Here is a 15,380-nt window from a genome sequence, read left to right on the forward strand (position 1 = left end):
CATTATCTAAAACATTATATATAAAAATAATTTGTTCGTCAAGTAATTTCTAGTTTTTGGTGATTAATTCCATACTTAATTAAAGTACACTAATTTTTCTTTTGGTTCCTCTGCCATTTCGATCTTCTTCGCATAAAGAACCGGTCCTTTTCCGTGATATTCCTTGTAGTATTCAACACGAACCTGCGCTGTTAACGTAATCCACATACGGTTCTTTAACTGATCAATAGCTACTGGACCCGCATAATCTGTCTTACATAGGAAGCCAATAAATGCAATATCATCTGCGCAACAAGTCATTGCAAATCTACCAGGGACAAATGCTCCCTTAGGAAATCGCTCTGTTTTATAAACCATGGCACGAAATGTAATTGTTTTCCCTTGATACATCTTGGGATTATCCATTGCATGCAAATACCATAGTCCATAGTCTTCATCACATAAGTCAATGTGGTCTGCTGTAATATCAAATGGTAGTACTTCTTCTCCAGCATCGGTCGTAACTCCGTCAACAGATTCATATACAATCTCTGCCTTTCGATTTACAGGCTTAATGGTACGTCTAATTGCAAGCTTATCCGTAGATTCATCACAACGATTTACTATTACGGTATCAGAATATTTAAATTGTGAAATCATGATGGATTTAAAGTTATTCATATAATTTTGGTAGGTGGACGCATCGATTAAAGTGATGATCTGTGCCATTTCAAGTGGCTCAGGTAACTCCATCTCTAAAAATTCTTCGGTATCCCACATACCATTGTACTCTATCATAATCCGCTGAGGTTTATAGCGCTCATAGCAACGTTTCAAAAATTCTTCATTAAATTCATCTTGATCCTCTACTACAACCACATCAACCTTTAACTTTGCTAACATAGCTTCGTCATATTCTACTTCCCCTTCTTCACAAACAAGGAGTAAGGTTCGGACAGATTCTGTAAATTCTGGGTCTTTCATTGTTTCAAGTACAAATGTACTTTTTCCACTTTCTAAAAACCCATTGACTAAATATACTGGTATCTCCATTTTATCCTCCATGCACCAATTCGTTTGAATATGGCATTTCTATATAGTTGAAAAACTTTACTTATTTCAACTTCTTCTATTTTCTCTCTTGGAATCCTCTTTAAAATAACTCACTGATAGCTTTTGTGTCTAACTGGCTTCCAATCACACAAATTCTTCCTGTGTAATCTGCTCCTCCATGACGGATCTCAAATTCTCCTGGAACCAAGTCAAAGTGGAACCACTCACCCTCCATTGATGATACAATACCTTTTGCACGTAAGATAATACCAAGATTCTCTGCTTCTGAAAGGGTGGTAAGTACCTTTTTAAGTTCCTCTTCTTCATACTTATGCGCTGTTTCCATACCCCAGCTTGTAAATACTTCATCAGCGTGGTGGTGATGATGATCATGGTCGTGATCATGGTCATGATCGTGCCCGCAGCAATCTTCATGGTCGTGATCGTGATCATGATCGTGTCCGCAGCAATCTTCATGGTCGTGATCGTGATCATGGTTGTGTCCGCAGCAATCTTCATGATCATGATCGTGGACATGTCCACATGATTTGCAAATACCTGTATCACTTAGCATCGTATCCATTAAATCATTCTGATGTTCAATTGCACTTAAAATCATTTTGCCATCAATTTTATCCCATGGTGTTGTTACTATTGTAGCCTTCTCATTATGCTCTTTGATTAACGCAAGGCTAGCTGCTAATTTATCCTCTGAAATATCACCGGTACGGCTAAGAATAATCGTTTTTGCACTTTCAATCTGATCATTGAAAAACTCTCCGAAGTTTTTCATATACATCTTACACTTCTTCACATCAACAACAGCAGTGTAGCTATTTAATACTACATCCTCGGTAAGTACCCCAGACACTGCTTTTAATACATCGGATAGTTTTCCTACACCAGATGGCTCTATAATAATACGATCTGGATGATACGTATCAAGTACTTCTTTCAGTGCGGTACTAAAATCTCCAACTAAGGAACAGCAGATACATCCAGAATTCATCTCCGTAATTTCAACACCAGCTTCTTTAAGAAAGCCTCCATCAATACCGATTTCTCCAAATTCATTTTCTATTAATACAAGTTTTTCACCTTTTAAGGCTTCCTCTAATAATTTTTTTATTAAGGTTGTCTTTCCTGCTCCAAGAAAACCTGAAATAACATCTATTTTTGTCATAGTAATTCCTCCAATCTTGTGCTTTCGCACCTTTTCCTTGCCGATGGTACACTGGTAAGGTTTCTTTATCTTTTCAAATTTCCTGCCATACATTATACTTCTCTTTATCAAGTATTTCAATGTCACTACTTAGTGGAAATTATTATATTTTTATTATATTTTCTAGCAGTTTTCATAGAAACTGATATGATAATAAACTTAATCCAAGTGCATATAGTAATAAGAAATGTACCTATTTATCTGTATACTTACAAAAATACTACCCAATCCCTTAGGAAAGAGATGAATTGTGTGTAGCTATTGCCGAGTTGTTACTTACCTGAGATGCCTAGCTTCATTGAAACACATCACTTGAATAAACTATTAATAAACTCTTGGAAGGTAGAGTTTAGTCCTTCTCCGTACACAATCTCACGAACACGAACCGGTTGATCCGTAATGATATTATCTACCCCTAACTGCTTCATACGTTCTATCTCTGCAATCGAGTTAACGGTCCACGCATGTATTCCTTTACCTAAGCTATGTGCATAACGAATCATTTCTTTCGAAATAAAGCTTGATTTTACACTAAAAAAGTCTGCATTTTCCCAATTATAAAAATATCCATAGGCAAAAGACATAATATAACCTGTTTTTAGATCCGGATTGAGAGCCTTTACACGCCCAAGCGCCCCATAGTTTACTGAACTTAAGACGCACTGCTCTTCCATACCATACTCTTCAATCAGTCGAACAACCTCTTCGACAAGTTGTTTTTCATGGCTATTAATCTTTAATTCAATATTTAACTTAATCGTGTTTTGACAAAGGGCTAAAACTTCTTCTAACTTAGGAATCCTTGTTCCCTCAAACCCCCTGCCAAATTTCTTTCCTGCATCAATTTTCTCTAATTCCTCATACGTTAAGTTCCATATATACTGGTTTTTCCCAGTCGTTCGTTTTAGATTCGAATCGTGAAGTAGTATTATTTCCCCATCCTTTGTCTCCTGAACATCAATTTCTGCATAATCACTAAGATTGTCGATTGCAGCCTGGATGGCTGGTATGGTATTCTCTGGTGCTACGGATGAAAACCCACGATGAGCCGAAATCGCAGTACCAAACAATGGTTCACGGTTTATTAATATATTACTTTTAAAATTTTGTCCAAAATACAATCCAACCAAAGCAAATGATAATCCACCCACAAAAACTACAGTTCTCGTATACTTACTCTTGCGAATTCGAAACCAAAGACTTCGATTTTCAAATACTAAAGAATCTTCTACTTCTGAAATTTTTTCTTGCATTGCAAGGATTTGTGTCTCTCCCTTCATATCTGTTAACTTATATTGTAAGAACAACCTTGTTACAAGAGAACAGTTTACAATAATAGATAACATTCCAGCAATTAAGGAAAAATACAAATTAATCTGATCGAAAGTCGTTAGAAAAACCGCTACCACAAGAGTTTCACTTACTGTACGATAGATAATCAAACCAGAAAGAAAAACTACTCCATAATACAAGGCAATATAAAATAAACATAAAAGTACATTATAACCAATCATCGCTGAAGCAATCTTGGCACCATGTCCTTTTAATGTTTTACAACTCATTCGATAAGCATCTTTAAAGTTCATCTCATCAAAACTACAATAATGTAACACAAAGATTCCCCTATATACGAAATATGCTGCTGCACAGAGTAATATAAGTAAACCAATTACTACCGATTTAAGATTGAGAATCGCATCCAAAAGATAAGCAGGTATTCTCATCTGCATAATCATTCCCAGTAAAAGTGGTAAACTATACACAAAATAATAGAATAAGGCATAAAAATTAAGTGCTCGGTTTCCTTTTCTCTTAATCAAACGAAAAGATTCCCATAAACCGGGGAAAAAGACATGGCTTACCCTTATCTTACGAAACCTTAAACTACTATGATAGTATACGATTAATGACATCATCTCCACATAGATAAATACTGAAATTAAAATGAATAACAAAGCAATCGCTGCTATCGATGCCGGCGATGCTATGAACGCAATCAAATTCTCTAAGGTGAGATAACTAAATCCTGAAAGCTTTAATGTTACTTTCATAAGTGCTCTTACTAGGGGTACCATAACAATTAAAAAGATTGCTTTATAAATCAATTCAAATAATATTAATGTCTTTATATTCTTAAGTTTACTAAGCCAATTTTTTGATAACCATTGTTTCACTAATTTTTCCGTCTTCTTTCTTTCGTTTTCCATATCCACTTGTCACCCGCGTTTCCCAAGTGCTCCTATCTATTTTGACACAAAAATGGAGATATTACAATACAAATATAGTGTTCGCAATATCTCCTTGAATGGATCAATATTCACAATTCTTTAATCTTCGACATCAAAGTTTTCCAACATTTTCTGCTTTTTTTCTGGCTTTGCATCACCATGTTTTACAAATAACATCGTAATAAAAGATCCTACAGAAAAGAAAACAGCATAAGGGAATAACGTACGGTAAGACACAAATTCTAATAACGCACCTGATAAAATTGGAGTCATGATCTGAGCTGTCATGGAGAACGTATAGTAATAACCTGTATATTTTCCCACATCACTTCCCTTGCTCATCTCAACAATCATCGGATAGGAATTTACATTAATTGCAGCCCATCCTATACCAGTGATTGCAAAAACAACATTAATTAATGATGAATATTCAGCGAAGAAACATCCACACACATAAGAGAATGTAATCAAGCTAATACCAATTAATATCGTCTTCTTACGACCAATTTTACTTGCAATAATACCAATCGGTATATAACTTACAATCGCTGCTCCCGTCGCAACTAAAAGACAGGTAGTAAAGCCACCTGCTCCAAGTTTCCATACAACTTCTGTATATCTAGAGAATGCTGTCGTTACCGCATTATACGCTGTAAACCATAAAAAGATAGATGCTACCAAGAAGATTAAACTACGTTTTACTTCTGGTTTCATTGGTTCATTTTTAACTTCTATCCTTTCTTCCGGCTCATCTGCGTTATAGACTGCAACTTCATCTCTCATCTTATTTTCACGGATTGTAACAAGTAAAACAATAACCGCGATTAACATAATCAGAGCTACCACAGTATAGAGTGGTATGTAATTGGGTGGTGTGGTAGGTACGTAATCTGGTGACTTCTCTTTCTTCACGAATATCATAATCAACACTAAACTGATTAATCCACCAACAGCACCCATTAAATTAATAATGGCATTCGCCATACTACGAAGTGGCTTAGGAGTTAAATCTGGCATAAGCGCAACTGCAGGAGAACGATAAGTTCCCATAGATAGGAGCACTAGACCAAGTGCTATGATAAAGACAACAAATTGCTTATTTTGGTCAGCAATTGGAATTATCATCATAAATATCGTTGATGCAATGGTTCCTACGACAATAAATGGTGTCCGCCTACCCCATCTAGTGTTTGTTCGATCCGACAATATGCCAAATAGCGGCAATAGAAATAATGCAAGGACATTATCCAATGCCATGATTACTCCGGTAACTGTTTCTCCAATCCCAAACGTATTCTTTAGGATTAATGGAATAATGTTGTCGTACAACTGCCAAAAAGAACAGATTGATAAAAAGGCAAGACCTACAAAAAACGTGCGCTTATAATTTAATTTCATAGAACCCTCCCAATACATTTTGATGCTTGTATTATACCATATTCTACCTTTTTGTTAAAGTAAAAAGTGTCCGAGTTACTAGAAAAAATCGAACCGTGTCATAATTTATTCGTATATATTAATATACAAATTGGTTGTATCACGCTGGGATTTTATGACATTTACGTAGTTTATATAAATGCATTAATTTATGATTAATTGAGACAGCTTGGCTCATTAGAAAAAGCTGACTCCTGCACAATACAGAAGTCAGCTTTTCGTATTTACCTAAACATTCTCTTTTTATTAGTTTACACGAACGATAAACGTTTCATAATCTTTTCCGGATCGAGCATCAATAGAGAATACAATATCTCCTAATGTTTTTAGTAGCTCATGATTATCTGTTCCAAATTTTTCAGCTTCTAATTTACCAACATAAATGTATTCCACATAATATTCACGTAATTTTTCTCTAATTTCATTCTCATCCATTGAGGTATAAATTAGTTCCACTACTTTTTCTCGTTCCTCTACTTCTGGTGGTAATCCACTATCTGCACCAGAACGCCATAGCCACTCATGAGTTCTCCAGCCTAGAAGCGTCGGAAGCCCGGTTATGACTGAAACTCGTTCATAAAACGTATAGCTATCTCCATTTGCTTCAAGAACTACAGGCTGTCCTGTAATATTTTGATTCAGCCAATTCGTTGCTAAGAAATCATCCGCATTTTCCTTTTCCATAAATGCAGCTGCATCTAAGCCTTTATAATTCTCTGTTTTACGAATATCACCAAACCAAGAATTCATTGATGTTACACAATATCCAGTGGTCCATAATAGAAGGATTAAACCAACCATAGCAACTATTTTCCTTAGTTTCGTTCTACCGAAACGAAGAAAACGGATTAATATATAACCAAAACATAAACCAAACATGATAAACCCTTGATAGGTTAATTTAAACATGGTATTGGCACGCTTATGATTCGGATAGATATCTTTCACATAGATAATCTCAGGAAGTAAAATAAGTCCCATTGCGCATAGTGCCATAATGACTATAAACAAATCAGCAACCTGAAGACTTTCTATCCACTGGTAAAGTTTATTCTTCTCTCCACCATACGTTACTGTGGTTTCATAACTCATCATCAACTTCTGAAGGCGATTTCCGTCAAAGTTATTATAATTTGCTCGTTTTACTTCTTTTTGCTCAAGCCTTAACTTCTTATAGCTTGCTTTCTTTTCCGTAATGAAACCTTCCTTTTTTAAATCATAGTATCTTGTAATGACAAAATAACCGCAAATAACAAATGGAAGCCCCCATAATACTATCATTTGATGAACCATTGACCTAGCTTCTGTTAAATAAATACTAGTGGAGATTTGGTTGAAACTCTCCGTAAATGGTTTACACACTACACTAGAGATTAACATTATGATAACTGCTTGTGCCGCAGTTAGTATTACCGCAACTCTTGAAAACTGGTAGATAACCAAATTGGAAAATAGGATTACTGCGCCTGCCACAACAAAGTAGATTGGGAAATCCCAAAAATTCGTCATATGGAATAGTCCTATAAAAAAACCAAGCAATAAGATAATTGGATGAAATGCTTCTTGTAGAAAATCAGGTTTTTGTATGGTAATTCCATAACGAATATCATCCATCTTCTTTTTTCGATACAACAACCATGCAAATAATAAACCTAATACTGCAAGGACAAAGATGATATTAATTACATGAGCATGAAGATCCCCTAGGATAAAAGAATAGGACGGGAACTCATGAATTGTCTGGTCAGTCTCCACAACTGGATCATATCCAATATAACGCGTGGAATTTGGAAACCAATAGCTGGAAACTTCCTTCCCTGATATCTTTTCTAACCATGGTTTTATATGCTTATAAATTGGATAATGCATATTCGCTGCAAAAACGACTGCAAAACCAGAGATTAAACCAGATAAAGTACACCATAAGCCTTTCCATTTACTCTTCGCTAAAGTAAAATGCTCTCCGGCAGTTTTTCTACGACGAAGGGTGCTATCCTGTAAGAAGGTTCTAGTCACATTATAAGTAATGGAATAACACTGGGTAAAAGCAATACCCGCTAGTGTCATGAGCATCAGATTATATCCAAATTCCACACCGACACCGCTTAATTTTGAAAGATAGGTACCAAGATATTGTCCTAAATAGTAGTAATTAATACTTCCACCTGAGAACCAAGTATCAACAGGCGGCATATACTCCGTTCTCATCATACTTGTCATAAATCCATAATCCATCATTTTTTCTGTACCATAAGCCTCTGGTTTAAATCCTCTTGCATAACACCAGAATAAAAACATAACAAAAAACATGATTTCTACGGTAAGTATGGATTTCACCTTATCCACATCAATCTGATACCAATCGTTGAGGGGACACTTTTTCTCATCTCTTCTATTTTTTAGATAATAGGACAGCCCGATAATCAAGAGATTAACTAGAAAGCAAATTACTAGTGTAATTATCGCATTCTCTCTCGTAAATTTTAATAAACGCAGGGAGGATAAATACCATAACACCCAGCCTGCTATTGCAATGCCAATCGCTTTCGAAAAAATCCATCCACTATCATGAAAATTTTTAAACAATACTCCAATCAGAGGATAAAACGTAATAGTAATCGCAAGTAAGGTTAACCACCACGTTAGAAAAGGAGTAAAATCCTCTTTCAATAATTTTTTACCTATAACGAATGCTATCAAATATACTATGATTCGCATCGTATAGGGAATAATGATTTTTGTAAGACAGGAGTAAGCTCCCGATTTACTCCCTTGTTTGTTCCGTTCGTTCATATACTCTAACCTCCATTCTGTTAGTACTCTGCGAATCGGTAGCACAAATTCTTAGGGTGAAAAATCCTTGATTCTTCACCCTAAGTAACACGCCTGTTTAATACCAGTGTGAATGATTTTTTCTCACACTTGAAAACATGCCTACTTAGTAGTAAGCCGAAAGTTTGTGTCAATGATTACGTATGCACAACCTCTTGTTTGAAAGAACTTTGTTCAATCAAACTTACCATCTTATTTGAGGCACTTGTTTATTTGTATAAAGTCTTTATAAGCCTTCTTACCAATCTTTACAATCTTTTTAAAATTAATAGAATTCACGCCACCTTGACGTGGGCGAAAAGTAATTGGCAGATAAAGAACCGGTAAATTCTTCTTTGCATAAATTACTGAAATAATAACATTTGATAAATTAAAATTTTCTGGAACAAGTTTTAATTGTTCCTTTAATATATCCGCTTTCATAAGACGAAATGGTGTATTGGCATCTGTAACTTTTACACGGAAACATATTCTACAAACGAATTTCAAAGTCTTTGTAACAAATACTCTAGATAATCCGTCTTGTCTTCCCTTACGATGACCAATTACCATTGCATACTGCTCTCTTTTTTTCCAAAACTCCCAGAATTCCTCCGGTAAGGTCTGACCATCGGAATCTGTTTGAAAAACATAATCTGCTTCTGCTTTAATGGCATAATGATATCCGTACAATACCGTAGCGCCGTGACCGCCATTTGGTTTTGTAATTGGTTCAAAAGCAGGAAGGTCCTTAGCTAGCTTTTTCATCAGCTCATACGTATGATCTTTACTTCCATCATCAATCACTACTAGTTTGCTTCCATTTCCGATTTTCTCTACAATAGGATACCACTCTCTAACTACATTCTCGACATTCTCTTCTTCGTTATATGCAGGAATTACAATATATAGTTTGTCCATTTGCTTCCCATCTCCATTCATTTTGCATTTATACATACGCATTTTCCTTATGCGTATTACGCACTTTCTTTATGCGTATTACGCACTTTCTTTATGCATATTACGCACTTTCTTTATGCATATTACGCACTTTCTTTATAGCGTAATACACACCTTATTATGCGTATTATAAGCGTCTTTCTCGGTATTGCTTACTATTTTTTCTCTAAAGAATCAAATAAATCCAATGCACTTCTTACGACCGCATCCATATTATAATATCGATATTCTGCAAGTCTTCCTAAGAAATGTACTTTCGTTTCTCTCTTCATCTCTTCTTGATATAATGCGAATTGTTCTTTGCATTCTTTGGTTGGGAAAGGATAATAAGGTTCTCCCTCAGAACATGGGAACTCTTTTAATATAGTTGTCTTCTTATTTTCTTGCCATGTCATTTGTTTAAACTCTGTTATTCTTGTAAAATCATAATCATTCGGATAATTTACTACCGGAGCCTCTTGATACTTCTCGCAATCCATGGTTTCGAATTTAAAATCAATGCTACGGTATGCTAATTGGCCATGTTTATAATTATAAAAGTAATCCGTTGGTCCCGTATAGATTAGTAATTCATAGTCTAAATCATCAATAATCTCTTTATAATCTGTATTCAATAAGATCTTTATCTTCTTATCTGCAATCATGTTCTGACACATCTTAGTATATCCATGTTTTGGCATACCTTGATAACGATCGGTAAAATATCTTGTATCACGATTATAACGAATTGGAATACGACTAATTACTGAGGTATCAATTTCTCCTGGATCAATTCCCCACTGCTTCTTTGTATAATTTTCAAAGAACTTCTCGTAAATGTCGACACCTACCTTAGATAATGCCACATCTTTACTAGTTTTAATCTCATCAATTGCAACTGCTTGTTTTTTTATGAACTCTTCTACCTCTTCACAGGAAAGATTCAGGTTATATAATTTGTTAATCGTCTCCACTGTAATTGGCATTGGAATCAAATTACCGTCCACATAAGTAAGTACTCTATGCCAAAAGTCATTCCACTCCGTAAACTTACTTAAATATTCGTAGACACCTTTATCATTTGTGTGAAAGATATGAGGTCCATAATTATGAATCAAGATGCCATCTTCATTGTAGGAATCAAAAACATTTCCTCCAATATGATCTCTCTTCTCAATCACTAATACCTCTTCCTGCCATTCGCTTGCGATACGCTGTGCAATGGTTAGCCCCGCCAGCCCTGCTCCAACTACTACATTCTTAACTTTCATGAAGCGTCCTCTCTTTCCTATTGTGCTAATTTTTGTGAAGTATCATAAATCGTGGTATTCCACTCTCCTTCTCCCGTTGAAAATACCGCTTGATACGTATTCCTAATATTCTCTTCATTCACAATATATAAATCAGATGTTCTGGCATCATAATCAACAATAATGTAACGAATATTTTCTTGCTCTACCAAACTCTTTAGCTCTTCTTTGGTGTCTGCTTCATACATTCTTGTTACCATTTCCTGTCTACCTTCGGTATCATAACCAGCTGACCATCCAAAGTATGGCCATCCAAGATATAACATACCTCCCCCCAGAACAACCTGATTGAGTGCGTAATATGGTGATAATATGATATCTTTCGCAGTTGTATGATCCATAACCCATTCGGTTACTTTATCTTCCATATTTAGTACCACATAATTACTTCCACTATTCTTCCTTAATACAGTTAAATATTCATAGAAACCAGTACAAGTTAGTACGATAACTAGAATTCCACTGACAAGTTTTAAGAAAATGCTACGATTCTCAAATAATTTTACTAGAAAAATAGCAACAAATATGGAAAGCAACATAAGTGACATCATAATGTACTTATGATTTACGGTTACGTCAATAGTTAAGGAAACCGTGAAAGCAAAGATAAATGGTGCTAAAAATGAAAATAATATCCACCTTCTTGTCCCCTTTAATGTTATAAATGATAGTAAAAGGACTGGGAATAAGATACCCGTAAGCCTTTTAATATAATCTAGACTACCAAAAAAGGTCGGATTTTCGGCTATAAAACCAAATAAGAAGTTAGTCTCGATTGCAGAACCAGAGATAAAAACTTTGGATTGGATTACCGATAGAGTTGTTGCAAGCACAGCTGTTATTAAAAGCTCCAGCTTACGATCTGAGATAATTGCCAATACAAACAGTACCAATAAAATTCCAATCGTAACTGCACCATTCCAAAATGCCAATGCACCAATTATGAGCCCGGACATGATTGCTAACTTGATATCCTTTACCTTCCAACCCTCCCATTGTAAGAATAGAAGTTTTACAAACTCGATTCCCCTACGGAATATGGATGAAATACTTTGTTTATCCCTCTCTTTATTCGAAGCTACAATAAGCCCCTCCGAGGCACGATATAAACCTTCGTAAGCAAGTGGTATAAATAGTAACAACATAAGTAACATAATTGGAAGCGTAAATGCAAAATGTCTCTGATTACAATATACATTTAAATTCCATAATCCCCATTCTTCATGAGTAGTATAAGAGAAAAATGAAGAATTTGCTTTTAAAGCTTCAAAGATACCAGTACCTTTTGGTAACTCAGATAAATACGTAAATAAACTAGGTGAACTGCGAAACGCAAAAAATAAGCAACTAAGGAAACCAATGGCACGTTTTCCACCAAGTTTACATCCGAGAACATAGAGTAAACTAAAAGTGCTAATCATACCAATAGCACTTGGTATATTAAAGGCATAGTCTAACCGCATACCTAAAAACTCTAAGTTACCAACTAAAAACTGAAACATAAAGTGATATCTGATATCACTTCCAGCAAAATGGGAATAAGTCGTTGGAAAATTATTTCCATGAGAAAACGAACGTATCATGCCTATATGTGGTGAAAAGTCACTAAATACAGAGTTTCCAATATAAACTTGGCCATGTGCTACAAAAAAAGTTTGCCACATCAATTGTATTGATAAAAAGGCTACAAGAGCTAAGAAAATCCATTCTGAGGTCGTTAGGCTCATTTTGTGAACCGGATCTGCACTTTCCGCCATTTTTAGTACTCTTCTTGACCAGAATTTTTGAATTAAATATAATGCAGATATCACTAGGCAAATCGACATAGTGATTCCATTTGCAAAAATTAACGGCTGCGGTTTGTTTCTAAAAATAAGTGCTAACAAATAGACGAGCCAAGTTACTAGAATGGTTCCAGAAATAAACCATGCTGGTAATAAAACAAAATATTGATTTAATTCTATCGGATTGCCACGAAAGGACTTTTTCGTAATGTCCTTTAGCTTTGGAAATGCAAAGGTACATATCATACATCCTGTGACAAAACATATCAACAGATACAATATTGCAATCAATGGGTATCCTCCTATACTTTTCACATTTCTTTCCTAAACTCTAATATTATACTATACTATAATTGGAAAGGAAAGGGGGTAACACACCCTTCCTTTACCAACACATTTCATTTAATTACTAGTTGACCGGAATCTATTCTCTAGGTTATAAAGTGCTCATGGCAAGTCGTTCAAACTTATCCTGAAGTGCAGGATAATTATCACATAAGCTAAGGTACTCTTCCGCAGTTAAATTCTTTGCAGCTTCATTGGCTGCCTTTAAAACGGAAGCGTCCTGATAAATATCGCCAATCTTAAATTCCAAATCACCACTTTGCCTGATACCAAACAAATCACCTGGCCCTCGAAGTTTTAGATCCTCACTGGCTATAAAGAATCCATCATTTGATTTGTTTAATATCTCAAGACGCTCCATTGTCTCTTTACTACTAGATCCACTAACCAAAATGCAATAAGACTGATGTGCACCTCTACCAACACGCCCCCTAAGCTGATGAAGCTGTGCTAGCCCAAATCGTTCGGCATTCTCAATCATCATAACTGTAGAATTCGGTACATTAACACCTACCTCAACTACTGTTGTGGACACCAATACTTTAATTTCACCAGAGGCAAAACGCCCCATGATATCATCTTTATCCTTAGGTTTCATCTTACCGTGAAGATATTCAATTCCATTGATAGAAGGTAATGCCTCTTTAAGCTTTTCGGTATATTCTACAACATTTTCTGCTTCCATTGTTTCGCTTTCTTCTACCATTGGACAGATAACATAAGCTTGTCTACCTTCTGAAATCTGCTTTCCAATAAAACGATAGGCTGTTTCTCGGTAGGTGGAATCTACGACACAATTCTTGATTGGTAAGCGATTTGCTGGCAATTCATCCACAACAGAGATATCAAGATCCCCATATAAAATAATCGCTAGTGTTCGCGGAATTGGCGTTGCACTCATAACAAGTACATGTGGATTATCACCCTTATTCAGTAAACTCTCACGCTGCTTTACTCCAAAACGATGTTGTTCGTCAGTGATAACCAACGCAAGTTTATCGTAAATAACTTTCTCTTGTATCAGAGCATGTGTTCCAACAATAATATCAACTTCATGATTTTCTATTCGCTGATAAGCCTTACGTTTCATGGAAGCTGTCATAGAACCTACTAAAAGTTCTATTTTAACACCAAACCTTGTCAAGCTTGATTGAAGTGCTTCCAAGTGTTGCTTTGCTAAGACTTCAGTTGGTACCATAAAACACCCTTGGTACCCATTCTTTGCTACCAGTAATAAAGCTAAAACCGCAAGTATTGTCTTACCAGAACCAACATCTCCTTGAATCAAGCGATTCATCGAGGTGTTACAAAGAAGGTCTTTTTTAACCTCTTCCCAAACTTTTTTTTGCGCATTCGTTAATTCATATGGAAGTCCGGCAATAAGCTCAGAAACTTCTTGTTGTTCTTTGATAACAAACCCATTTAGAATACTACCTTTATTCTCTCGAATCCTTTGTAGTATAACAGTATAGATAAAAAATTCATCAAATACCAACCGTCTTCTGGCTTCCAGCATCGTATCTCTTGCCTTTGGAAAATGAATTTCTCTGATTGCTGCTTTTCTTGATATTAAGTTTTGTTCCTTTATTATAGTTTTTGGTAAAAACTCTTTAAAGTCATCAATCTGACTTAAGACTGTATTCACGGCCTTCGATACGGTATGATTGGTTAAACCTTCGGTCAACGCATAAATCGGCTGCATTACATTTAACAATATTCGATATTCTTCTTGTTTATAAATCTTTGGCTGCCCGATCACCAAAGAACCATTCTTTCTTGTCACTTTGCCACGAAAGATAAATCTTGCTCCCATGCGCAAGGTATTCTTTAAAAAGGGCTGATTAAACCACGTTAGTTTTATCGTTCCAGAAGGATCACGAACCATGCAGGTAATGATCTGAAGATTTCGTATCTTCTTCACTTCTGCTATGCTAGCTATTCCTGCCTCAATCGCTATTGTAGTTCCTTCTACAGCACTGCTGATTGGTTTTGGCATCTCATACACTTCATACCCGCGAGGATAATGCTCTATTAAATCATTCACGCTAAACAGCGATAGTTTATGAAATTTTAGTTCGGTTTTTTCCCCTATTCCCTTAATTTTTCCCAAGGAATCTGTCAACTGCATCGCATGAATCCTTTCTTTTATAAAACTTTTATTACAAAAATACTACCATAGTTATCCTATAGTTACAAGTGTCTTTCCCAATTAGATAGCTTTAATTTGTAGATATTCCAGAGCATTTTCCTACAAATTAGAATAACCCTGCAT

The 15,380-nt window shown here is 35.6% G+C and carries 9 protein-coding genes; all 9 read right to left on the bottom strand.

What is annotated here, in order from left to right; translation table 11 throughout:
• Positions 1 to 75 precede the first annotated feature (75 nt).
• On the bottom strand, positions 76 to 1,032 hold the full coding sequence (locus CPHY_RS14920) for a TIGR03943 family putative permease subunit (protein WP_012200891.1): 957 nt from the start codon (positions 1,030 to 1,032) through the stop codon (positions 76 to 78).
• Positions 1,033 to 1,132: 100 nt separating this feature from the next.
• Positions 1,133 to 2,215 (bottom strand): CobW family GTP-binding protein, encoded by a 1,083-nt coding sequence (locus tag CPHY_RS14925; RefSeq protein ID WP_012200892.1) that lies wholly within the window; start codon positions 2,213 to 2,215, stop codon positions 1,133 to 1,135.
• A gap of 347 nt (positions 2,216 to 2,562) precedes the next feature.
• On the bottom strand, positions 2,563 to 4,461 hold the full coding sequence (locus CPHY_RS20940; RefSeq protein WP_012200893.1) for a glycerophosphodiester phosphodiesterase: 1,899 nt from the start codon (positions 4,459 to 4,461) through the stop codon (positions 2,563 to 2,565).
• A 120-nt stretch (positions 4,462 to 4,581) separates the two neighbouring features.
• Positions 4,582 to 5,880 carry an MFS transporter gene (locus CPHY_RS14935; protein ID WP_012200894.1) on the bottom strand — a complete coding sequence of 433 codons (1,299 nt, stop codon included), beginning with the start codon at positions 5,878 to 5,880 and terminating at the stop codon, positions 4,582 to 4,584.
• Between the two features lie 285 nt (positions 5,881 to 6,165).
• Positions 6,166 to 8,712 carry a DUF2298 domain-containing protein gene (locus tag CPHY_RS14940; protein WP_012200895.1) on the bottom strand — a complete coding sequence of 849 codons (2,547 nt, stop codon included), beginning with the start codon at positions 8,710 to 8,712 and terminating at the stop codon, positions 6,166 to 6,168.
• Positions 8,713 to 8,943: 231 nt separating this feature from the next.
• Positions 8,944 to 9,687, bottom strand: coding sequence for a glycosyltransferase family 2 protein (locus tag CPHY_RS14945; RefSeq protein WP_012200896.1), 744 nt, complete (start codon positions 9,685 to 9,687; stop codon positions 8,944 to 8,946).
• Positions 9,688 to 9,845: 158 nt separating this feature from the next.
• Entirely contained in the window at positions 9,846 to 10,940 is a 1,095-nt protein-coding gene (gene glf, locus CPHY_RS14950; protein WP_012200897.1) for a UDP-galactopyranose mutase, read from the bottom strand.
• A gap of 17 nt (positions 10,941 to 10,957) precedes the next feature.
• Entirely contained in the window at positions 10,958 to 13,054 is a 2,097-nt protein-coding gene (locus CPHY_RS14955) for a hypothetical protein (protein WP_012200898.1), read from the bottom strand.
• A 145-nt stretch (positions 13,055 to 13,199) separates the two neighbouring features.
• Entirely contained in the window at positions 13,200 to 15,236 is a 2,037-nt protein-coding gene (gene recG / locus CPHY_RS14960; RefSeq protein ID WP_012200899.1) for an ATP-dependent DNA helicase RecG, read from the bottom strand.
• Positions 15,237 to 15,380 lie beyond the last annotated feature (144 nt).

Source organism: Lachnoclostridium phytofermentans ISDg (genome assembly GCF_000018685.1).
Classification (GTDB): domain Bacteria; phylum Bacillota; class Clostridia; order Lachnospirales; family Lachnospiraceae; genus Lachnoclostridium; species Lachnoclostridium phytofermentans.